This is a genomic window from Enterococcus xiangfangensis, assembly GCF_005405365.1.
Classification (GTDB): domain Bacteria; phylum Bacillota; class Bacilli; order Lactobacillales; family Enterococcaceae; genus Enterococcus_A; species Enterococcus_A xiangfangensis.
In genome coordinates, this window is the sequence record NZ_BJDX01000011.1 from 47,231 (window position 1) to 69,471 (window position 22,241).

A 22,241-nucleotide genomic window follows, 5' to 3' on the forward strand; every position below is an offset into this window, starting at 1 on the left:
CTGTTTGTACTCCCTTTGTCTTTAGTAGCTTGGATACGGCAAGTAATCGTTGCCTGCTTTAATCAATGCTTTGTAAGCCGCGTCGTCCCATTTCATTTCAAATACTGCGTCTTCGCTGTCGTCTGCTAAGAAATCCAATAGATCGCTTTGGCCTTCTTCAATTACTTCTTTCAAGTAATCCACGACGGCTGTCAATTCACTTTTCTTCATTCCCTTTTTGCCTTCGTACGGGATAACTGCTAAGAAATCAGCAGAATCATAGACCGTTTTAGCCGGATCTGCTAATAAAATCGCATCTTCAAATTCAATGACTTCTTCTTCAGAAGCCACACCGTCCACATCATCGATCTCAATTTGTCCTTTGTTTTCACCATAGATGCGAAAAGCAATCTCAAAACTGTGATTGCGTGTATCCCAGTCCAGTGCTAGTTCATAATCAGGAATCTTTTTGTTTAAGTAATCATCTAAATAAGTGATCATCGTCTCTTTTGCCATTGTTAGTTCCTCCATCCATTGTTTTCATCTATTAAAGCTTTACGTTGTTTCGTTATGTAAGGATTGCCGCGGACGACATAGCGTAACGGGCGTTCCGTCCAAATTCCTTTATTCGGGATTCCGATACGCGGAAGTGCATCGATTTCTTTCGGGATCCGCCTTTTTTCCGGAACTAAATGCAGCGGACTTGAGAAAATCGATGCGCCATATAATTCACGCGAAATGCCTAGTGCTTCAACTAATTTTCCCGGTCCGTCTGAAAGTGCAGTACTGGCTCTTCCATGACGATTTTGAATCATTTGATCGATTCCTTCCACTGGTTCAAATCCACGGATCATCACACCTTGAGGCATCCCTTCTGGCTGTGTGATCATATTCAAAATCAGGTGCGTATGCATCGTATACAAATAGATTGTTCCTGGTTTTTCATACATCGCACGGACACGCGGAGTATCGCGCATTCCATAACTATGTGCCGCCTGATCATCAGGACCTAAATACGCTTCACAATCAACGATATACCCGCCTAATTTCCCTGCTGGTGTCTCGTGTTCTAAATACATTCCTAATAAATATTTTGCTATATTTTCAGTCGTTTCAGTAGTAAAATACTGGATCACTTGTTCCATTTCCATCACCTTCTCCATGATACACAATAATCTTGTTACACGCTATGCCTAGCAATCAAAACTCGGCGAGCAGAAGATAAAAATGGTATAATGAGAACATACATTTGCACTTTTTATTTTCGGATTGAGAGTCATTGCCGATTTTTGAAAAAGTTCAACTATCTTTCAGATTAGGAGGCTTCTTATGCAGCAACCTTTAGCTTACCGTATGCGTCCCCGCAACTTGGATGAAGTCGTGGGACAACAGTCTTTAGTTGGTTCAGGAAAAATCATTCGCCGCATGGTGGACGCCAAAATGCTTTCTTCCATGATTTTATACGGGCCGCCGGGGACAGGAAAAACTAGCATCGCCAGCGCCATTGCCGGTTCAACAAATTATGCTTTTCGTATGCTGAATGCGGCGACGGATACGAAGAAAGATTTGCAGATTGTCGCCGAAGAAGCCAAGATGAGTGGCACAGTCATTTTATTACTTGATGAAGTCCATCGTTTAGACAAAACGAAACAAGATTTTTTATTGCCGCATCTAGAAAGCGGCCGGATCATCCTGATCGGTGCGACGACAGAAAATCCATACATCACCATCAATCCGGCGATCCGTAGCCGAACTCAAATCTTTGAAGTAAAACCTTTGGATGAGACTGATATCATTGCCGCAATCAAATTGGCTTTATCAGCTGAAGAACGCGGGCTCGGTGATTTTCCAGTAATCCTTGACGAAGAAGCCTTGAACCATTTGGCTCGAGCAACAAATGGTGATTTGAGAAGCGCCTTAAATGGTTTAGAATTAGCGGTGAAATCAACCCCAAAAGATCAGAAAGGACACATTCATTTGACCCTTTCTATCATTGAAGAATGTGTCCAACGAAAAGCGCTGACTCACGACAAAGATGGCGACGCTCATTATGATGTGATTTCTGCGTTGCAAAAATCCATCCGCGGTAGTGACGTCAACGCTGCGCTGCACTATTTAGGCCGATTAGTCGAAGCGGGTGACTTGCCAATTATTTGCCGACGGTTGATGGTGATTGGTTATGAAGACATCGGTTTAGCTAATCCTGCCGCGGCGGCTCGTACGGTCCAAGCTGTTCAAGCCGCTGAAAAATTAGGATTGCCTGAAGCAAGGATTCCGCTGGCAGATACAGTCGTGGATCTCTGTCTTTCACCTAAATCGAATTCAGCATATACCGCTTTAGATGCTGCGATCGCAGATATCCGGCTAGGAAATGCTGGTGAAGTGCCTGATCATTTGCGAGACAGCCATTATAAAGGTGCAAAAACACTGAACCGCGGAATCGGTTATCAATATCCTCATAACTTTGAACAAGCTTGGGTCGATCAGCAATATTTACCTGACAAAATCAAAGACGCGCATTATTATGAACCTAAAACTACTGGTAAATATGAACAAGCATTGGCTCAACAATACCAGCGAATCGCAGAATGGAAAAAACGAAAAAGCACGGACGAATAAATTTTCGCCCGTGTTTTTCTGTCTTCTTTCAACCAACTTATTCGACTTTAGTCGTTAGCGTCCAATAAAACGTTAATGAATACGTACCAGCTTTTTGCTGTTCTATTGGTACGGCTAGAAAAATTCCTTTTGTCTCAGACCAGTCAGCAAAAGTCGTTGCAAACGAACCCTTTTGGCTAAAAAGCGGGACGGCTGTTTCCAATGAAGAAAGTTGTCCCGCTTCTCGAAAATACAATTCGCCGATTTCAGGCGCTTCGGCATGCAAAGTCACTTCCCATGGGGCTGATTCTGTCCGGGTATCTTGGACTTTTAACTGCCCGGAAATATCAGGATAGAATTTTGTTTGCTCTCCGATCGATTGCTGACCAAAATCGATCAAATATGGAATCGTTAAAAGCATCAAACTTTCTTTGGTTTGTTGGAACGTTGCCTGGATTTGATACTGATAATTCTCTTCAGCCAGCCAAATAGACCCTGTATAGAGTATTGTTTCCCCGTTACTCGCAGTTATCTCTGCTTGCTGGAAAGAAAATTGATCCGTTTCAAGAAATTCTAGTCTAAGAGTCTTTCTGCTCTCAGCCGGAATAATGATTTCTCCTTGTCGCTCATCAGCAATCTCCCAATATTCCTGCGTATGATTATTGACTTTAGGAGAAAGCTGATGGTTGATCTGGCCCAAAGGACTGATTACTTGATACTCAATTACTGCAGCTGCTACTGCTAGTCCAGTCGTTCCATTACTGTCTCCAGTGTAAGCATGACCTGTCTCATCAAAGCCGATAAAATTTTCTGGCGACAACGAACTTTCATTTCCTGCAAATGTCAGAACTGAATAGCCTTTTTGCTGAGCAAAATAATCTCCTAAAACAACTTCCGGTTTAGTCGGCGTCAACAAGCGCCAAATTAATTTTTTCTCTGGAGTCAATTTCCTTAAAAAAATAGTCTGCGCTCCAGCTGGCGAATGGATTTCCGCATCTACTGCTGTGATAAGCTCTCCAATTTTTAATTCTTTCACAGTTAGCTGAGCGGCTTCTCCTAAAATAAGTTTACCAAATCGATGATACATTGGATCAAAGTTCTCATTATTCGCCGCACTGCCATTTAGGATTGATCCTGCTGCTAACTGATTTTTAACAGTTAGTTGAGTAAAATTATGGATCGTTTCAACAAAGCTTGATTTTGCGAGCGTTCCGAATTTTATCGCAATTTCAGTCGTGCTGTTTTCAATCAGCGAATTGGTAAAGGGCGTTAGATCACTGCCGATGAGTGTACTGATCTTTTGAACCGCTTGTATATCAAGCACCAGTCCATGAGTCAATCGCCCAGCATAACTATTTTTGACCATTCCTTGTATCAGTGAAAAATCACCATGAGGAGCATCGATGGTCATTTTGATTTGTGGAGTGATCAACGAGCGCGCATCCATACCGCCATCGCCTAATACTTCAAGATCAGAAAAACTTGCTTTTGTTGCAAGTTTAAAATCAATTTGCTGATCAGCACTGCCTAATAAATTGGTTTTTTCTGCATTTTTCGGCCGAGCAGCTGCAATACTTAGACCGGACATCAGCACCACTGATCCCGTTAACTCCAAAGAAACACTTCCACTGATCATCCCTTCCCTGACAACACCGCCCATAATTTGTGTGGCGTGCCCATTTTTCTTGAAATGACCGCCTTGAACGATTGTCTCAGCATTGCCATCAATCATATGATTGGAGCGGGCACCGTAGGAACCGGCCAGCTGACCTGAAAACTCACCGCCTAAAATTTTTGTATGCGCATTGCCGATCATCCGCCGATCTGAATCGCTTCCTGCTGTAACGACACTTTCCGTTTCTCCGCCAGTTATTTCTAAGAAACTGTCCCCATAGAGTCTGTAACAACCGCCGCCGGAACCGAAAAGACGGTTGACCTTGCCGCTATGCAGTCGCGCATGACGCGCTCCTTCGATCGTTCCACTGAAGCTTCCACCATAAGCAAAATTCAGCAAAGCCTGTTCAACGTTTAGTTCTGTTGTTCCGTTAATAAACAATGTGTTTTCCCATAGACTTCGATTATCACCGCCGCCAGCCGCCACATTAAAACCATAGTTCGATGCTAAATTTTTTATGTCTGGCAAAACGTTCGGATCAATCCCGACCTGCTGCGCGTGGATGCCCCAAAGTTTGCTGTAGACTAGACCCGCTTCACCTAAAATTAGACGAACTTTGCCATCGATCACTCCTGCAAAACCAGCACCGCGAACAGTTTGACTGACTCCTAAACCACCGCTGACACAGCCGCTTAATAATCGTGTTATGACATCCCCTTCGACTAAAAAAGCAGAACTTTCTTTAGCTAATGACAACCGTTCTGCCGCTGTCAGCCGATCGTACCACAATTCTTCGGTCGTTCGTTTTTGCGGATCTGTTTGATTGATCTCTGGTAATAAATTGGCAGAATCAGATAGACTCTTTTTCTGCAGATCCATTCCACCGGCACCATCGATCCGTATGAATGATCCTTTATTTACGCCGCCGGCATGAATTTGATTTTCTATATCACCGTTGATTTTCCCACCATATTGATTGCCGCCGACAAAGCTGCGCTCGCCTTTTTGAAAGCGGCGGGTATCGATCTTAGTTATGATCGCTCGATCGTGTCCAACTATCTCGCCAGATTGCGAGCCGCCAATCAGAATCCCTTCGCTAGAAAAACTGCCGTTGCCGGAAATATGGTTATTGATCGTACCTGTTCTCCCAAATGCTACGCCACCAACAAAATCGCCTAACAGAAAATCTTCTGAATTAGAGGCTAACTGATTCCTTATCTCACCGGTCACTTCAACTGGCGCCGTTGTCCCTATGCCACCGCCATAATAGCGTTCCAGCGTTCCTTCAAGTTTTTTGACTTCTGTTGTGACATCCCCATAAATTTTTCCATTCAACGAACCGCCGCACAATTGAGTAATCGTTCCACTCATTTCTAAAAATTGGATCGAAGGATTTCCTGTCAATATTCCACTTTCATTTCCGCCATAAATTTCCCAACTGCCGCCAGTAACTCGTTGAAAAATGATTTTGGGGTCACCGATCAGGTCACGATTGCTGCCACCAAATAATTGTGTCGTTTGATCATGTCGGATATTTTCGAAGAAAAGTTGCTGGCCGTTGCCGTAGATTTTCTTTCCTTGCAAAGCAAATCCTTCAAAATGGATCGCTTGACCAAAAAAACAAGTCTCCGGCAACTTCAATTCAGCAGCGGAAGTTCCTTTGATTTTTAAATTTGCCGGAATACTAACAAAATTGATCGTCTCACGGGTTGGATCAGAATAAGTCACGTCTTCCCCAACCGTTGTCTGGCTCAGATCAAGACTACCAGAAAATTGAATTGTGTAGGTATCTTCTTTCCCAAACCGGTAAAGATCCAGCAATAATTCTTGCCAGCCAGTGCTGCTTAAAGAATAGTTTGCTTGCTGAGTAACTGGCGGAATAAGTTCTAAAGAGTCAGCCTCAGCTTGTACTGCGAAAGGGCCAAAGAAAAAAATGAACACATAGAGTACAAAATAAGCGATTTTTTTTGACATATTCGTCTCCTTTTTTATACAATATACGTATAGAAGATGAATCTGCTTTAGGTTAATTTCAAGTTTATAAATATAAGCCACTTCATTGCGTCTCTATGAACACTGTGCTATGATTGAGATGGAAATTCTGTGATGTACGCGTTGCCTATTTCAGTGTTGACCGAACATTTTTATTGATATCTTGGGATCCGTCTTGTGTCAAAGTTGGTAACACGCCTTTTCATTTGGTAGTTCGATGCTTAGACCATGGAACCCACCTGCTAGATTTTGCGGGATCAATACTATCGGGTGAATAACGGCATCGACGGAATTTTCCATTTTTATGGAATGAAAGCAATTTGCGTACTGCAAATTGCTTTTTCTTATATTATTGGAGGAAAAAGATGATTCGCATTTTATTATTTTTACTTGCACTTATTTTACTGATCTGTAGCTATTATTTGATCAAAAAACCACAAGGGCTGCTAGTTCTTTTCAGCAAAGAAACTCAAACCGAGTCTCGCAGCTTTTTACGACAGTTTGGCTATCTTTATGGACTTCTTGGAATCATCGGTATCGGTATCGGTATTTTGGATCAACGAACGTATTCAATGCTGTACCTGATCTTACTTTTGGTCGCAGCGGCTGTCTTCGCGTTATTAATGGGCGCAAAAACAAAAAAAGGTTAACAGTACCATTTTTAAGCATTTTGTTTTAAAATAAAAGTGTGAAAAGGAGTTGGTAATGATGGATCAAGAATATAGTAAAATCATGGTGGCCGTTGATGGTTCGAGCGAAGCAGAATTGGCTTTCAAAAAAGCAGTAAACGTCGCAAAACGAAATCAAGCGGAATTATTATTGGCGCATGTCATTGACACACGTGCGTTTCAAACAGTTTCTTCTTTCGATAATGTGCTAGCGGAACAAGCAACCGACATGGCAAAACAAACGTTATCGGATTATGAAGCGGATGCAAAAAAAGCTGGTGTTGATCACATTAGCACAGTTATTGAATACGGCGCTCCCAAAGTAATGATCGCCACTCAAATTCCTGAAAATAACCAAATTGATTTGATCATGCTTGGTGCAACTGGTTTGAATGCAGTAGAACGTTTATTCATCGGATCCGTCTCAGAATACGTTATCCGCAATGCAAGTTGTGATGTATTGATTGTCCGGACCGACTTAGAAAACAAAGTTCCTAAAGAAGATAAATAATTTTGATAAAAAGAGGATGTGACAAAACTTTGTCACATCCATTTTTTTATCTTATTAAAACTTAAATTGATTGATTACTTCACCTTGTCGGATTATTTTGCTGGATTTGTACTGTGCATAATCAGTTGCACGACATAAGGCTTCACGATATGTCTGATATCGTTTTTCTTGTTGCTCACCAGCGAGCGTCTCCACTTGTACAAGATAGTTCATCGCCCTTTTCCTTTCAAATAACTAGCGACAAATAATTATTTTTAAAGCATCGAATTGTATAAAGCAATGATTTCTTCTAATGATGCTTCACGCGGATTTCCTGGTGTGCAGACATCACGAGCCGCATCCTCAGCAATTTGCGCCACATCTTCTTTTTTCACTCCAAGTTCTGACAAACTTTGTGGGATACCGACATCGATTCCTAATTGTTTTACTGCTTGAACGGCAGCATCACGAACCTCTGCCAATGACATTTCAGCCGCTCCTGGAACCCGCATTGCACTAGCAATCTCACGATATTTTTCACCTGTATATTCTTTATTGAAATCCATGATCAATGGCAATAATGTCGCACAAGCTACACCATGAGGCGTATTATACCAAGCGGATAATGGATGTGCCATCCCATGAACCAAGCCCAAACCGACATTCGAAAAGCCCATTCCAGCGATGTATTGACCTAACGCCATTTCTTCACGAGCTATTTGTTTTCCAGCAACAGAATCACGCAATGACTGACTGATTATCTCAATTGCTTTAATGTGCAACATGTCCGACATTTCCCATGCACCATTAGTAATAAATCCTTCGATTGCATGCGTCAGTGCATCCATTCCTGTTGATGCACAAAGTCCTTTAGGCATGCCCATCATCATATCACTGTCAATAAAAGCTACAACTGGAATATCATGCGGATCAACACAAACAAATTTACGATGATTTTTTGCATCAGTGATCACATAATTAATCGTTACTTCGGCAGCAGTTCCTGAAGTCGTTGGTACAGCAAGAATTGGTAACGCGGTTTTTTTCGTATCTGCTACGCCTTCTAAACTAATTACATCTGAAAATTCAGGATTAGTTGTAATGATCCCGATTGCTTTAGCCGTATCAATCGGCGACCCGCCGCCGATCGCTACAAGATAGTCTGCTTCAGCTGCTGCACAAGCTTTCACACCCGCTTGAACATCTTCAATCGTAGGGTTTGGTACAATTCCATCATAGATTTCATACTCGAGTCCCGCAGCTTTTAAAACATCGATTACCTTAGTCGCGACTTTGAATTCTAATAATCCTTTATCTGTAACAACTAATGCCTTTTTGAATCCACGTTTGATTGCTTCGTTTGCTACTTCTTGAATCGCTCCTTTACCAAAATAAGAAGTTTCATTTAAAATCATTCTATTAACTGTCATTGATTTTCTCTCCCTCTTTGTGCTTTGTTTCACAACTAATTATCTCATAAACAGAAACCGTTTTCTATATCTTCTGTTTGTAACTATTTGTTGCAAAATAACACCATATTGACAATTATTTAAGAATAATATTTTTCATACTGAAGTATAAATTCATTTGCTTCGCTTTTCCGAAGTTGCTTTGCATACATTTTTTAATCAGAATAATCCACTCAAAATTGCAAGCTGTTTATTTTTTTCATCTTCTATTTTCAAAAAGTGCTAAACTAGGGGTATCTTAGTAAAAAGTGAGGGTATTTATGAAAGGGATTATTTTTGATTTCAATGGAACGATGTTTATGGATTCTGATCTTCATGAGGCGGCTTGGCTGCATCTGATCCAAAAGTATTCGGAGAACCAGATGACTGCGGATGATATTTTGAAAAATATTCACGGTAAAACAAACGATGTTATTTTACGTCACTTCATTTCAGCGGAACTAGCGGATGATCAGGTCGAAAAGTTGGCGGATGAAAAAGAAGCGTATTATCGTAAACTGGTTTTAGCTAGTCCTGGTCATAATGAATTTACGAAAGGCTTGAAGGATGTACTGGATTACGCCAAGAAAGAACAGATTCCTATGACAATCGCTTCGGCGTCGCCAAGAGTCAATATTGATTTCTATTTTGATTATCTGAAGTTGGGCGACTGGTTTGATTACGATAAAATCGTGTATCACACTGGGGAATTTCCCGGAAAACCTGCTCCAGACATTTTTTTGGTTGCTGCCAAAAAAATTGCGCTAGATCCCAAGAATTGTTTAGTAGTCGAAGATTCTTACTCAGGATTACAGGCGGCACAAAATGCTGAGATTGGAACGATCGTAGCAATTGATCCGTTTGGAAAAAATCAGTCAGTCTTCACAGCAGAAGGATTGGCTCAAGATGGGATTATTCAAGATTTTACAACGTTTATTCCAACTTATTTAAAGTAAAAAAAGGAGCGTGACAAAAATTGTCACACTCCTTTTTTCGAATAAATACTAAGAAGCAACTTCTTCGGGAACAAGACAAGATTTCTTGAAGCGTTCTGCTTCTGTCACACTCTCTTGCTTATATTTTTGATGAAACGTTATTTTTAACTAGCCGATTGTTGCGCCCAATGTATTTTTGAAATGATTTAGTGCCCATGTATGACCAACCTCATCAAAACTTGCGACCCCATTTTCAGGAATAGTCAATCGATAACCAAGATTATAGGCATCTACAGCAGTATGCAACACACAAATATCTGTACATACGCCTGTCAAACAAAGTTCCGTGATTCCTCGTTCACGCAACCGAATATCTAAATCCGTGCCGCTGAATGCAGAATAATGGCGCTTATCAAGCCAGAGAATTTTTTCGTCTGCTTGATTTGCTTGATAAAAGTCAGCCAATGCTCCGTAAAGCTTGCGGCCGCTCGTACCAATCACATTGTGTGGCGGAAAAAGTTTATTTTCTGGATGATAGCGATCATTAGGATCATGACCATCGATTGCAAAAACGATTAGGTCTCCTTGTTGGAAATAATCTTTTGTTACAGCTACTAATGCTTGTTCGATCGCCTGACCAGCTGCTCCTGTGGTCAATTTTCCATCGGTCGCTACAAAGTCATTGGTATAATCAATCGAAAGTAATGCCCGCACAAAAATCCCTCCTGCTCTTTCTCAGCTTTTTTTATTTTAAATGATTTACAAACTCTATTACTAGTTGTGCTGATAATGTCCCCGTCCGATTGACGAATTCTTCGTGCGTTTCTGTTGCTTCGCTGTCAGCAGTATCGCTGATTGCCCGCACGATCAAAAATGGGATTCCAAATTGTGCGGCGGTATGCCCAATTGCGGCACCTTCCATCTCAACGGCTAATGCATCGGGAAAAGCCGCTTTGATTTCATAGATTTTTGCTGGGCTGCTGACAAACGTATCGCCTGAAACGATCAGACCTACGTGTGCAGGCTGATTTAATTTTTTGCTGGCTTCCAACATTTCCGTTTTTAGATACGCAGATCCATCGTAATAAAGCGGCATACCAGGAACTTGTCCCAATTGATAACCAAACGTTGTTGCATCTACGTCAAAATAAGCTACTTTGTCAGCGATCACTAGATCACCAATGGCTAGACCTGTTCCGATTCCGCCGGCTGTTCCGGTATTGATCACCATGTTGACTTTGTATTGTTGAATCAAAACGGCTGTAGTGATCGATGCTAAAACTTTTCCGATCCCTGATTGGACGACGATTACTTCATGATTGCCCAAGCTGCCTGAAATAAACAATGCACCTGATTGTTCCCAAGATAATGGGTGTTCCAAGCTTTCGCGTAATGCTTTTACTTCTGGTTCCATTGCACCAATAATACCGATTTTCATAATCTTTCCCCTATTTCATATAAATTATTTTTTATTATTGCAGATTCGTTAAATAAAGAATACGGCTAGCATCACTACAATCAAAAGTAATAAAACTAGAATGATCGCTTTATTTAAAAAACTGCCTCGTTCTTTTTGTTTGACGCGCTCGCTGCTGCGAGATTTCGTGACTGGTTTATTTTTTTTGAGTTCTTTCCGATAGACCGAACTGATTTCTTTTTCTCTTTTTTCGTAGACTCGTTCAGCGGCCTCACGTTGTTCTTGAGCCAACCGTTCCTGCTCTTCTTTTCGTTTTCTCAATTCGCTGCGCGTCACCAGTGGTGATTGGCTCATGCGTGATCCTCTCCTTGTTCCTGCTGATTTAGTACTTATTTTTATATTGCCACAATTCCCAATAATTGACCGCAAAAATTGTCTTGGCGTCGCAAATCAAGCCTGTTTGGATCGCCTCTTTGGCTTCTTCTAGTGTCAATTCATAAAGTTCTAAGACTTCATCGTCATCTTGTGCTCGAGGGTTTTCAACTTTGACTAAGTCAGTAGCGCTATAAATATATAATTTTTCATTGGAAAAGCCTGGTGATAAATACATTTCATTTATGTAGGATAATTTTTCAGTCCGATAGCCGGTCTCTTCTTCTAATTCGCGTAACGCTGTCTTTTCAGGATGCTGTCCTTCGCCAGGATCGATTTTACCTGCAGGGATCTCTAACACCACTTTTTCCAACGGTTTGCGGAATTGTTTGACCATGATGAGCTTGTTTTCCTGCGTGATTGGAATGATCCCAACGCCACCGTGATGGAAAACCAATTCTCGTTTTGCTACTCCGCCCATCGGCAGTGCAACCTCATCTAAAAATACATCAATGATCTTTCCTTTGAACAGTTCTTTCCGCTCAATCGTCTTTTCTTCAAAATCTTTATACTCTAACATCGTGACACTTTGTCCTCCTTCGTTCTAACCCTCGATTTTTTTTGCATGATTTATTATAAAATACAACCGACAGCACGAATGACTTTCACTCAATAGTTCTGCCTTATTGTATCACAGAAAATTCTTATGTTTTTTCTAAATATGAAAAATCCATCTTTAGTCCGATACTCTTTCTATAGAATTTCATGCTATGATGAGCGTGTAAAGAAATCAAGGATTTAGACTAATTTATGTGAAGGGTTATTACTAGACTAGGAGGATTATTATGCGAAGGAAACTATTCCCTATCATCATCGCAGCAATCGGCGTTCTCGCTTTTTTGGGAGGAGACTTCGATGATTATATCGTCTTTTTAATGTTGGTCGTTGGGTCTTGGCTGATCTATCGCGGATTTAAGGGAAGAAAAGCGCGTCCGCAAAAAGAGGAGCTGCCCTCTCTAAGCAAAGAAAAAGAGACGTATTATAAAACAGTGGGTATGAGTGAGCGTGAAATCGAATTGTTCCGTGAAACAATGAATCTTTCCAAACAACAGATTTTCCGTCTGCAACACAATATCCAAAAAAATGCGAAATTAAAAGCGATCGACTTACGTCATGACACGTTAAAGGCTGCCAAAGCTTTGTTCAAAGAATTGGTGAAAGATCCTAAGCGTCTGCCGGAAGCGAGCCAATTTCTTTATACTCATTTACCGAACATTGTTGATTTAACTGATAATTATGTCGAAATCAACGGTCATGAAGTCAAGACGAAAGAAGTTTATGGTAAACTAGAAGAAAGCGCACAGATCATCGATCAAATGGCTGATTTAATCGTGAAAGACTACCAACAATTCGTAGCTGAAGACTTAGACGAGATGGACGTTGAGATCTCGATTGCAAAGAAAAATCTTAAGCACGATCCTGATTTGTCCACAAAGTAAAAAATAACGAAACAAAAAAATCTAGCTGAAGCTAGATTTTTTTGAACAGGAGGAACCAACGTGGAACCAGAAAATAAACAACCAATCAAACCTGTCGACAGTACGCTAGATGACTTGCTTAGCAATCCGTTCGGCACCGATTCTTTGACCCCTGTCCAACAACAAGAAATCTCTCACTTGCAGTCGCAAGAACAAGCAGATCGCTTAGTCGATAAATTACCCGCAGAACGCCAAGCACAAGCACGAGAATTAGCAAAAAAAATCGACATCAACGACTCACAAGCAGTCATTGGTTACGGTGCGACTGCACAAACTAAATTAAGCGAATTTTCACAGTCCATGTTGAACACCGTTTCAGCACAAGACATCGGACCTGTCGGCGATTCGTTAAATCAATTGATGTATCGCTTAAATGAAGCCAACCCTGATGAATTACGGGTCGGCGAAGGCAATATTTTCCAAAAAATGTTTGGCAAAGTCAAACAATCTATTTATGAGATCACCACTAAATATCAAAAGATTGGTGCTCAAATCGATAAGATCGCAACTAAATTGAATGTCGAAAAAGATGGTTTATTGAAAGACAATCAAATGTTAGAAACACTCTACAACAAAAACAAAGACTACTTCGATGCTTTGAACATTTACATCGCTGCTGCAGAACTAAAAATGGAGGAAATGAAATTGACTACGATCCCTGAAGCGACAGAAAAAGCACAAGCTTCCGGTGATCAAATGGACGTTCAAATCGTAAACGACTACACACAATTTTTAGATCGCTTAGACAAACGGACGTATGATTTAAAATTGGCTCGCCAGATTACGATCCAGCAAGCTCCGCAGATCCGTTTGATCCAAAATACGAACCAAGCTTTAGCAGAAAAAATCCAAGCATCGATCAATACAGCGATTCCTTTATGGAAAAACCAAGTGGCGATCGCATTGACTTTATTACGCCAAAAAGATGCGTCTACCGCACAACGCCAAGTTTCTGAGACGACAAATGATCTATTGAAGAAAAATTCAGAAATGTTGAAAATCTCAACTATCGAAACGGCTAAAGAAAATGAACGCGGCATCGTTGATCTTGATACGCTGCAACAAACGCAAAATGATTTAGTCGAAACACTTGAAGAAACCTTGCGAATCCAAAAAGAAGGCCGTGAACGGCGACAAGCTGCTGAAATCGAGATTGGTCATATGGAAAACGACTTGAAACAAAAACTGATGGAATTAAATTCTGGTCAATAAACCGGACAGTGCTATTCCAAACTAGAGCCAAAAAATAATTTTATAATAGTTCATGTTGGTGGAAAATCGCAGCCGGTTTTTTACCAACTTTTTTTGTAAATAAAGTAAAAAGGAATCTCCCAATAGATCATCGTACTAGAAATTACTCGGATCAACCAATAGAAATTTACAATTTACGGAAGAATGTACGATTGACTTCGATAATTTTTCTTCCTCAGGGTTGACGGAGCGCAAAAAAAGCATGCCGAGGCATGCTTTTTTTATGCTTTCATATATCCTAACACGACACCGCCGACGATGATCAGCAGACAGCCGATAATGACATAATACATTTCTTTTTTGGTTTTATGTTCACCTAACAAGAAGATCCCACCTAGCGTTGAAATGATGATTCCTATTTGTGACAATGAGAAACCAATCGCTAAACCAATGTTTTGGACAGACAATAACATACAGATATTCCCAATCCCCCACAATAAGCCTGAAGTCATATTGCGCCAAACATAGCGGTCGACTTTTGCTTTGCGAAAGGCAAAGAAACTAGCTCCGACTAGCATTCCGACACTTTGCGGTAAAATGATCGCTAATGGGTCCAGACCTGCCCATGTGATAATAATTGTGTAAACACCATAACCTAAGGTCGAAAAGATCAATGCCCGAAATCCTTTACCAAAGTCCAACATACCATTGTCTACTTTGACGCCGCTTTCGTCATCTTTGCGTGCCGTTAAATACGCTCCTAAAACAAGCAAGGCTAACGCGATGAACCCAAAAATAAAATCTTTTGTTTTAGTCCATTCATGGAAGAATATTGCACCGGCGACGGTATTCAAAATCAATTGAAACCCGGTTGAGATCGGTAAACCGACCGACACTCCCATAAATTTCATCCCGTGAAACTGACCATTTTGGCCAATCGACCAGAAAAAGCCTGATAAGAAACCAATCAACGCGATCCAACCGCTCATTGCTGGTTGAACGATGAAGAAAGTCACTAATGCAAAAATAAAAGCGCCCATCGTCATTCCTAAGGTTTGCTGGTTAGCGTCTCCGCCTAATTTTCCACTTACCAAACCAATGCTTCCCCATGCTACCATCGGTATTAGGGCAATCAAAATACTCATATACTTACTCCCTTCAATTCACAACTGGAATAGTTTAGCGAAAAAAAGGAAATTTAGCAACAAAAAAACAAAAAATTATCGTTCTTCATGATAATAATCTAATCGAGGGAAAAATAAAGTCATCGTCGTTCCAACATCCATCGTTGATTGTGCAGTTAAACCCACTCCAAGTTTTTCTGCCAACGTCTTGGCCAGATACAATCCAAGACCGGTAGAATGTTGTTGCGCTTTGCGGCCATTTTCTCCAGTAAAACCTTTATCAAAGATTCGTCCTAAATCTTCTGGTGGAATGCCGATTCCACTATCTTTCAGGCGTAATTCAACACCCCCGCTTTTCGTTGTGATTTCAATAGTAATTTTTCCATGATCGGGTGTGTATTTGATCGCGTTACTCAATAATTGACGGAAGATAAATTCGATCCATTTCGCATCTGTTAACACATTAGCATCTTCTTCTGCAAGTGTTAATTGCAGATTTTTTTGGATAAAATAATTTGCCTGGCTGCGGATGATCGGCTGAATAATTTTTTTCAACGAATATTCTTGAATCAAATAGTCATTCACAAATTCATCGGAACGAGAATAATATAGAATTTGTTCGACATACTCATCGATTTGCTGAAGCTCATTTTGCAATAAAAAGAATTTATCATCCGGAATATCAAATTCAATCGAATTCAAAATCAAATCTACCGCCGCTAACGGAACTTTGATCTCGTGGATCCACGAGTCTAAATAATCTTTTTGATCTTTTTGACTGCTCAATAATTGTTCCGTCAGTAAGTGATGCTGCCGGACTTGCTGGTTTACGTATTCCTGGACCACCCGTTCTTCATTGCTAGTTGCGGCTTCGATAAACTGCTGAAGCTGCGTATCGTCCGCTGGATCAAATGATTGATACCATTTTTTGCGCCGATAGTAATCGACAGTGAAAAAAAGAAAAACCAAAAACAACTGCAAGATCAATAAATAGCTGAGATTATCCCAAAAACCGTGCAGATCCGGTGTTAACCAAACCATCCCAATCAACAACAGACTCAACACTGCCCAGCCTAATAAAACTAGCAAACGATCCTTTAAGTAGTTAATAAATGTCATACGCACTCCTCGCTCATGGAACAATGTAGCCTTGTCCGACTTTTGTTTGGATATAATCTTCGATCCCCGCTTGTTCGATTTTACGACGCAGACGATTGATGTTCACGGTCAATGTGTTGTCGTCAACGAAACGTTCATCGTCCCACAATGCCCTCAGCAACTTGTCTCTGCTCAAGATTTTGCCATGCTGTTTCATCAAAATAAACAACAATCGGTATTCGTTTTTACTGAGATCTACAACTTCTTGTTGAATCGTCATACTGCTGTTATCAATGTTCAGTGTGATGCCGTTATGTTCCAATGCTTCGCCGCTTTCAGCATAATTGTATGAACGCCGCAATAGTGCATTAATTTTTGCGACTAAAATATCGACCTGAAATGGTTTTGTGATATAATCGTCTGCCCCCATATTCATCGCCATAATTTGATCCATATTGGTATTTCGGGAAGAGATAAAAATAATCGGAACTTTGGAAACTTCACGAATCTTTTGGCACCAATAATAACCGTCATAGACCGGTAGATTGATGTCTAATAAAACAAGCTGCGGCGCAATTTGTTCGAATTCTTCAAAAACTTGACTGAAATCCGTTATTTGATACACATCAAATCTCCATTTCGTCAACTCTTCTCCGATCAATTGGCGGATTACTGCCTCATCTTCAACGATCATAATTTTCGCCACTGTATCTCCCACTTTCTTTTTTCTTGTTTTACTAACTTAACTAGCAAAAAAACTAAGTAAGTACTTAAACTCTTTGTATCATCATAGCAAAGAACAGAAACGAAATAAAAGACGATCCGGTTTATTTTTTAGTAAAATCAATCAACCCTAAATTATCGTCGATCATCCCGCCTTCACCCGACAAACTAAACGTACTAAGACGCGGATTAAATTTGATTCGGAGGTCATTTTGTAATGCATCTTTTGAATACCCTTTGATCCAAAAATCGCCAATCTCTGAAGGAATTTTTTCGTTATAATCGTTTTTTTCCATCTTACTTGAAATGATAGTGATCGAAAATTGTGTCTGCATGTGGATCATCGCGTGTTGTGAATAAGGTCCGACCCCGTCTTCAAACGTTAATAACAGGACCTTGTCGCTGTCCAAGTATGGCAAAAGTTTTGCTTTAGCTGCTTCATCCAATAAAATTCTCATCTTTATCCCTCCTAATTTAATCTATTCACTCTTATGTTGCACTGAAAAAGCCTCTTTCACTGATAGCATCAGACAAAGAGGCTTTTTTGCAAGCAATCTTACTTAGTTAATTGTTGATCCAATTTGGTCAAATCGATTTTAGAATTCTGAGCTAATATCTCACGGAAAAGCGGCAATTGTTTTTGGATTTGACCGGCTTGATCATTTTCTACTTGCATCACTAACAATGGTTCATGCAAGCTTAACCGCAATAACATCCAACCTTTTCCATACGGATCAGTCACGGAAAAACGTACACCTTCTTGATTTTCAGGATTCTCTGCAAAACCTGCTTGTTTTGGTAATTCTGTTCGGAAGGTATCAATCATTTGTTGACCGATCGTTTTGTAATCTTCCCCTGAGATCGTGTAGCGAATCTCTAATGTTTCCACGGGCTGTGCCAATTCAGCCATCAAATCCGTCAATTCTCGATTTTCTTTTTGTAATTTTGGCAACAGCATCAAAACTTTTGCGATCACATATGCCCCGTCATCTAAAAAGTAGTTTTCTTTAAAGGCCGCATGAGAACTAGTTTCGATCGCTAACTGGCAATCGATTCCTTCTTGATTAAGCTCGATCGCCTTGTTGATAACATTGCGGTAACCAGAAATATAACGATACTGCTTGCCACCTTTTTCTTCAATAAAATGTTTCAAATGATCTGAAGTCGGCGAGTTGGTCACGATCGTGCTACCTGGGTATTCTTGTAAAACAATCGCCGCCAATACCGCGATCAAATTGTTTCGATTGATCATTTGTCCATCTTTTGAAACAATCGCTGAACGATCAACGTCTGTATCAAAAATCACACCAAGGTCGGCTTGATTATCTAAAACAGCTTGCTTGATACTTGCCATCGCTTCTTTATTGTCAGGATTTGGGATGTGATTTGGAAAATTTCCGTCTGGTTCTAAAAACTGTGAACCGCTCGTATCCGCACCTAAAACAGCTAAAACTTTGTCAGCAAAATAACCGCCGGCGCCATTTCCCGCGTCAACAATGATCTTCATGCCTTTCAACGGCTGTTTGCTGCCGCTGCCTTGTTGAATTTTTTCAACTAGATCCGCAGCATAACGCGTCAACAAATCAGCTTGCTGAACTGTCCCTTCAGCCGCTTCACTAGCTTCCGTGTGAGTTAAAATATAAGCAATATCCGCTTTTTCTGCACCGCTGATTTGATTGAAAATTTTGATACCATTGAAATAAAATGGCAGATGACTGGCTGTCAGCATAATTCCTGCATCACAAGCAAACTCTTTGAACTGTGTCGCCATAAATAAAGCCGGCGTTGTGGCTAAACCAAAGTCTAACACTTCGCATCCAGTCGCTTTAAAAACGTCGATCATTGCTGTTTTTAATGCCGGACCCGTTAAACGACTGTCGTGGCCGATCCCAATTTTAGGCCGTTTTATCCCATTTTTTGCTAACCAATTAAGAATTCCTTGCGCAATCAAACGAGCTTCTTCAGCCCCTAAATTTTTTACCTTGTCCTCAGTCGTGATAGCAATCCCGCGAATATCCGAACCATTTTGCAACTTCGATAATTCCATTGATAAATTCCTCCTTATTCCTATTTATGGATTTATTTTTCTTTTAGAAAAATAAGTCCGATTTTCATGCCGTATACCATCCAACTGTGTGATTCAAGCTTTTTGTTGGTTTATCTACTCTTTCTTTTTTACTAAATACATCACCTGCGAAAAGTTGGACTGGCTTCCTTATTCCTATTTATGGATTTATTCTTTTAGAAAAATAAGTCCGATTTTCATGCCGTATACCATCCAACTATGTGACTCAAGCTTTTTGCTGGTTTATCTACTTTTTCTATTTTACTAAATATGTCACCTGCGAAAAGTTGGACTGGCATCCTTATTCCTATTTATGGATTTATTTTTCTTTTAGAAAAATAAGTCCGATAATTCTACTTTTAGTTTATTATACCAAAATCCCCGAAAAAGAAAGCCTTTTCCGGGGATTTTTATCATTTTAACCAGTTTTTCACTAAATAACACGTGATTTCGATTTCTTTTTTTCTTTCCGTTTCTTTTGCCAACGGATTCGCCATGCGACCAATTGTTCCATCACTAAAGTCAATCCTTTGAATAGCCAATAAATTCCGACCGTCAACGGAATAACGAAAAACAGATTACGATTCCAAAGTTTATCGAAATCAAAGAACGTTCTAAAAAATAAATAACAGCTTAAGTATGCACTGCTCAATATAGTGATCAAAGCAATTTTTTTCTTATCAAGCGGAAAGGACACTTTATACAAAACCAACAAGCCGACACAGCCCGTCAGAAAGACCGACATTGTCGAAGTCGCCTGATAATCCAATTTAAATAAATGAGCGGCCAGCTGGATGATCATTACCGCACTGATCACAGTCAGAGCACCCGGTAATGAGACACGTAAAATATTATTTAAAAAGTCGCCCTTGATTCGTTCATAGCTTGGTTTCAATGCTAAGAAAAAGGAAGGAATCCCTACAGTCAAAGCATTGATTGGTGTCAGTTGGACTGGCTCAAATGGATAAGGATTTGTGATAATCATAAAGATGACCGCTAAGATTAAGGAATAGATCGTTTTGACTAAATACATCGAGGCGACCCGTTCAATATTATTGATGACTCGCCGACCTTCATTCAAAACATTTTGCATTCGAGCAAAATCAGAATCCAATAAAATTACATCCGCAGCAGCCCGAGCTGCACCACTACCGTTAGCCATCGCAACACCGATATCCGCTTCTCGCAATGCTAAGACGTCATTGACTCCATCACCAGTCATGCAGACTGTATGATTTTCTTTCAAGGCTCGGATCAAAGAACGTTTTTGTTTTGGCGTGACCCGACCAAAAACTGTCTTTTTCGTCACCAATGCCGAATAATCGATCGGTTCAGTCAAAGTAGACATATCGATAAATGCTGCGGCATTTTCGATCCCAGCTTTTTGCGCGATTTTTGAAACAGTCAATGGATGATCCCCAGAAATTACTTTCAACTGAACATCTTGTTCGGCAAAATAACCAAACGTTGCTTGCGCATTTTCCCGTAGATTATCTGAAATAATCAGAATGGCCAAAAGCTGCGGTTCTTTCTGCAATTCTTCTGTCAACATTCCAGGATATTCAACTAAAACAAGTACACGCTGCCCCTCTTCCAAATACGGCTGAATCTGATGCTGCATTTTTTCTGGCATCTGTTTGAATATAAATTCTGGTGCACCAAAAGCGAAACTACCTTGGTCTTTGAATGTCACCCCACTCCATTTTCGTGCAGAAGAAAATGGAATAACTTTTTCTGCTTGCCAATTGCCGGCAGCTGGAAAGGCTTTGCGTAACGCGTTAGCCGTGGCATTTTGATCTTTTAAGTGCTGCATCAACGCACCCATGATCGTATTCAAGCGTTCATTTGAGATATCTTCCAACAGTGCTGACTCAAATTCCAAGGTGCCGTCGGTGATTGTTCCCGTTTTATCTAAGCAAATTACATCGACACGTGCCAATGTTTCTATAGAAGGCAATGCTTGGACCAGCACTTTTTTCCGTGCCAAATTTGCTGCACCCACTGCAAATGCGACACTCGTCAATAGCATCAAGCCTTCTGGAATCATGCTGACTAATGCCGCAACGGTGCCTAGCACTGCTTGTCTAATGGAATCAGAGGCTTGGTATTGACTATAAAACAAACCTAAACCAACCGGAATGATCACTACCGTCAAGACCGCGATCATGCGGCTCAAGACTTTTGTTAATTCAGAATTCCCGGTCTTTTTTGTTTTAGCTTCACTCGTTAATTGTTCTGCAAAATTATCTTTTCCAACAGCCGTTGCTTGATAAAAGCATTCACCCGCCGTTACAAAACTACCGCTGAATAATTTATCTTGCTCTTTTTTTTGCACGCGATCTGCTTCGCCGGTCAACAACGATTCATCTACTTCGACTCCAGCCCCAACTAACAAATACCCATCTACAGGAACTTGATCGCCATTTCGCAAATACACTGTCTCACCTAACACGATTGCTTCTTGCTCGATCTGTTGCAAACGTCCCGCTCTTAATACACTGACTTTAGTTTTAGCAAGGACGGATAATTTATCGATCGTATGTTTAGCACGTAACTCTTGAATGATCCCGATCAATGTATTGATGATCACTACTCCGAAAAACAATGTATTTTTTGGTGAACCGACTAAGAGCACTAGCAGTGCCAATACAAAGTTAAGAATGTTAAAGATAGTGATTGTATTTTCTTTGATGATCTCTTTATCGGTTTTCAACAAATTATCTTCCACTTGATTGATCTGTCCTTGTGCTGTTTTTTGTTGAACCTCAGAATCAGTCAATCCTTTTAATTCTGTTGGAATCTCGACACCGTCAAAATTTTCTTTCACCGTTTGAACTTCTTCCTTCTTTTTCATCCGGTTTCACCTCATCTCATCGCAATACTTCGGATAATTTGTTCTACTCTCTTTATCTTAACACGACTTATATTTGGCAGATATCCGTACGTCTTTTTAAACGCGAAAAGCTGTACCAAAATAATTTGGCACAG

General features: G+C 40.4%; 21 protein-coding genes and 1 other RNA gene. 7 read left to right on the plus strand and 15 right to left on the minus strand.

Annotated features, from left to right (window positions below; translation table 11 throughout):
• Positions 1-21: 21 nt before the first annotated feature.
• Both FFM68_RS11650 and FFM68_RS11655 read right to left on the minus strand, forming a co-directional pair.
• Entirely contained in the window at positions 22-495 is a 474-nt protein-coding gene (locus FFM68_RS11650; RefSeq protein WP_137619477.1) for a DUF3013 family protein, read from the minus strand.
• Positions 496-497: 2 nt separating this feature from the next.
• Positions 498-1,124, minus strand: coding sequence for a DNA-3-methyladenine glycosylase (locus FFM68_RS11655; protein ID WP_137619522.1), 627 nt, complete (start codon positions 1,122-1,124; stop codon positions 498-500).
• 184 nt (positions 1,125-1,308) lie between these two features.
• Between FFM68_RS11655 and FFM68_RS11660 the strand changes: the two genes are divergently transcribed.
• Complete coding sequence (locus FFM68_RS11660; protein WP_137619478.1) at positions 1,309-2,598, plus strand: replication-associated recombination protein A; 1,290 nt, start codon at positions 1,309-1,311, stop codon at positions 2,596-2,598.
• A 37-nt stretch (positions 2,599-2,635) separates the two neighbouring features.
• Here the strand turns inward: FFM68_RS11660 and FFM68_RS11665 are convergent, their stop codons facing one another.
• Positions 2,636-6,166, minus strand: a complete 3,531-nt coding sequence (locus FFM68_RS11665; RefSeq protein WP_137619479.1) for a hypothetical protein — start codon at positions 6,164-6,166, stop codon at positions 2,636-2,638.
• A 121-nt stretch (positions 6,167-6,287) separates the two neighbouring features.
• Between FFM68_RS11665 and ssrS the strand changes: the two genes are divergently transcribed.
• From ssrS to FFM68_RS11680, 3 genes are all read left to right on the plus strand, one after another.
• A non-coding RNA gene (gene ssrS, locus FFM68_RS11670) (6S RNA) lies at positions 6,288-6,481 on the plus strand.
• A gap of 68 nt (positions 6,482-6,549) precedes the next feature.
• Positions 6,550-6,834 (plus strand): hypothetical protein, encoded by a 285-nt coding sequence (locus tag FFM68_RS11675; RefSeq protein WP_137619480.1) that lies wholly within the window; start codon positions 6,550-6,552, stop codon positions 6,832-6,834.
• 58 nt (positions 6,835-6,892) lie between these two features.
• Complete coding sequence (locus FFM68_RS11680; RefSeq protein ID WP_137619481.1) at positions 6,893-7,363, plus strand: universal stress protein; 471 nt, start codon at positions 6,893-6,895, stop codon at positions 7,361-7,363.
• A gap of 54 nt (positions 7,364-7,417) precedes the next feature.
• Here FFM68_RS11680 and FFM68_RS13140 read toward each other — a convergent pair whose 3' ends face one another.
• Positions 7,418-7,576: a hypothetical protein gene (locus FFM68_RS13140; protein WP_167483490.1), complete on the minus strand. Its 159-nt coding sequence runs from the start codon at positions 7,574-7,576 to the stop codon at positions 7,418-7,420.
• 41 nt (positions 7,577-7,617) lie between these two features.
• Positions 7,618-8,772 carry a lactaldehyde reductase gene (gene fucO / locus FFM68_RS11685; RefSeq protein ID WP_137619482.1) on the minus strand — a complete coding sequence of 385 codons (1,155 nt, stop codon included), beginning with the start codon at positions 8,770-8,772 and terminating at the stop codon, positions 7,618-7,620.
• 299 nt (positions 8,773-9,071) lie between these two features.
• Here fucO and FFM68_RS11690 point away from each other — a divergent pair, with 299 nt between their 5' ends.
• Positions 9,072-9,746, plus strand: a complete 675-nt coding sequence (locus FFM68_RS11690) for an HAD family hydrolase (protein WP_137619483.1) — start codon at positions 9,072-9,074, stop codon at positions 9,744-9,746.
• Positions 9,747-9,893: 147 nt separating this feature from the next.
• On the opposite strand, the gene FFM68_RS11695 is transcribed toward FFM68_RS11690, so the two are convergent.
• From FFM68_RS11695 to FFM68_RS11710, 4 genes are read right to left on the minus strand one after another with little or no spacing between them, the layout of a single operon-like run.
• Positions 9,894-10,439: a cysteine hydrolase family protein gene (locus tag FFM68_RS11695; protein ID WP_137619484.1), complete on the minus strand. Its 546-nt coding sequence runs from the start codon at positions 10,437-10,439 to the stop codon at positions 9,894-9,896.
• A gap of 31 nt (positions 10,440-10,470) precedes the next feature.
• Positions 10,471-11,163: a 5'-methylthioadenosine/adenosylhomocysteine nucleosidase gene (locus tag FFM68_RS11700; protein WP_137619485.1), complete on the minus strand. Its 693-nt coding sequence runs from the start codon at positions 11,161-11,163 to the stop codon at positions 10,471-10,473.
• Between the two features lie 48 nt (positions 11,164-11,211).
• Entirely contained in the window at positions 11,212-11,496 is a 285-nt protein-coding gene (gene macP / locus FFM68_RS11705; RefSeq protein ID WP_137619486.1) for a cell wall synthase accessory phosphoprotein MacP, read from the minus strand.
• Positions 11,497-11,524: 28 nt separating this feature from the next.
• On the minus strand, positions 11,525-12,094 hold the full coding sequence (locus FFM68_RS11710; protein WP_137619487.1) for an NUDIX hydrolase: 570 nt from the start codon (positions 12,092-12,094) through the stop codon (positions 11,525-11,527).
• A gap of 265 nt (positions 12,095-12,359) precedes the next feature.
• Between FFM68_RS11710 and FFM68_RS11715 the strand changes: the two genes are divergently transcribed.
• Positions 12,360-13,013 carry a 5-bromo-4-chloroindolyl phosphate hydrolysis family protein gene (locus tag FFM68_RS11715; RefSeq protein WP_137619488.1) on the plus strand — a complete coding sequence of 218 codons (654 nt, stop codon included), beginning with the start codon at positions 12,360-12,362 and terminating at the stop codon, positions 13,011-13,013.
• A gap of 60 nt (positions 13,014-13,073) precedes the next feature.
• Entirely contained in the window at positions 13,074-14,264 is a 1,191-nt protein-coding gene (locus FFM68_RS11720; RefSeq protein WP_137619489.1) for a toxic anion resistance protein, read from the plus strand.
• Positions 14,265-14,524: 260 nt separating this feature from the next.
• On the opposite strand, the gene FFM68_RS11725 is transcribed toward FFM68_RS11720, so the two are convergent.
• The 6 genes from FFM68_RS11725 to FFM68_RS11750 all read right to left on the minus strand — a co-directional run bounded on the left by FFM68_RS11725 (position 14,525) and on the right by FFM68_RS11750 (position 22,107).
• Positions 14,525-15,388 carry a GRP family sugar transporter gene (locus FFM68_RS11725; protein ID WP_137619490.1) on the minus strand — a complete coding sequence of 288 codons (864 nt, stop codon included), beginning with the start codon at positions 15,386-15,388 and terminating at the stop codon, positions 14,525-14,527.
• Positions 15,389-15,463: 75 nt separating this feature from the next.
• Positions 15,464-16,486, minus strand: coding sequence for a two-component system sensor histidine kinase SapS (gene sapS, locus FFM68_RS11730; protein ID WP_137619491.1), 1,023 nt, complete (start codon positions 16,484-16,486; stop codon positions 15,464-15,466).
• Positions 16,487-16,499: 13 nt separating this feature from the next.
• On the minus strand, positions 16,500-17,171 hold the full coding sequence (gene sapR / locus FFM68_RS11735) for a two-component system response regulator SapR (protein ID WP_137619523.1): 672 nt from the start codon (positions 17,169-17,171) through the stop codon (positions 16,500-16,502).
• Positions 17,172-17,292: 121 nt separating this feature from the next.
• Entirely contained in the window at positions 17,293-17,646 is a 354-nt protein-coding gene (locus FFM68_RS11740; RefSeq protein ID WP_137619492.1) for an iron-sulfur cluster biosynthesis family protein, read from the minus strand.
• Positions 17,647-17,744: 98 nt separating this feature from the next.
• Entirely contained in the window at positions 17,745-19,235 is a 1,491-nt protein-coding gene (locus tag FFM68_RS11745; RefSeq protein WP_137619493.1) for a phosphohexomutase domain-containing protein, read from the minus strand.
• Between the two features lie 451 nt (positions 19,236-19,686).
• On the minus strand, positions 19,687-22,107 hold the full coding sequence (locus tag FFM68_RS11750) for an HAD-IC family P-type ATPase (RefSeq protein WP_137619494.1): 2,421 nt from the start codon (positions 22,105-22,107) through the stop codon (positions 19,687-19,689).
• Positions 22,108-22,241 lie beyond the last annotated feature (134 nt).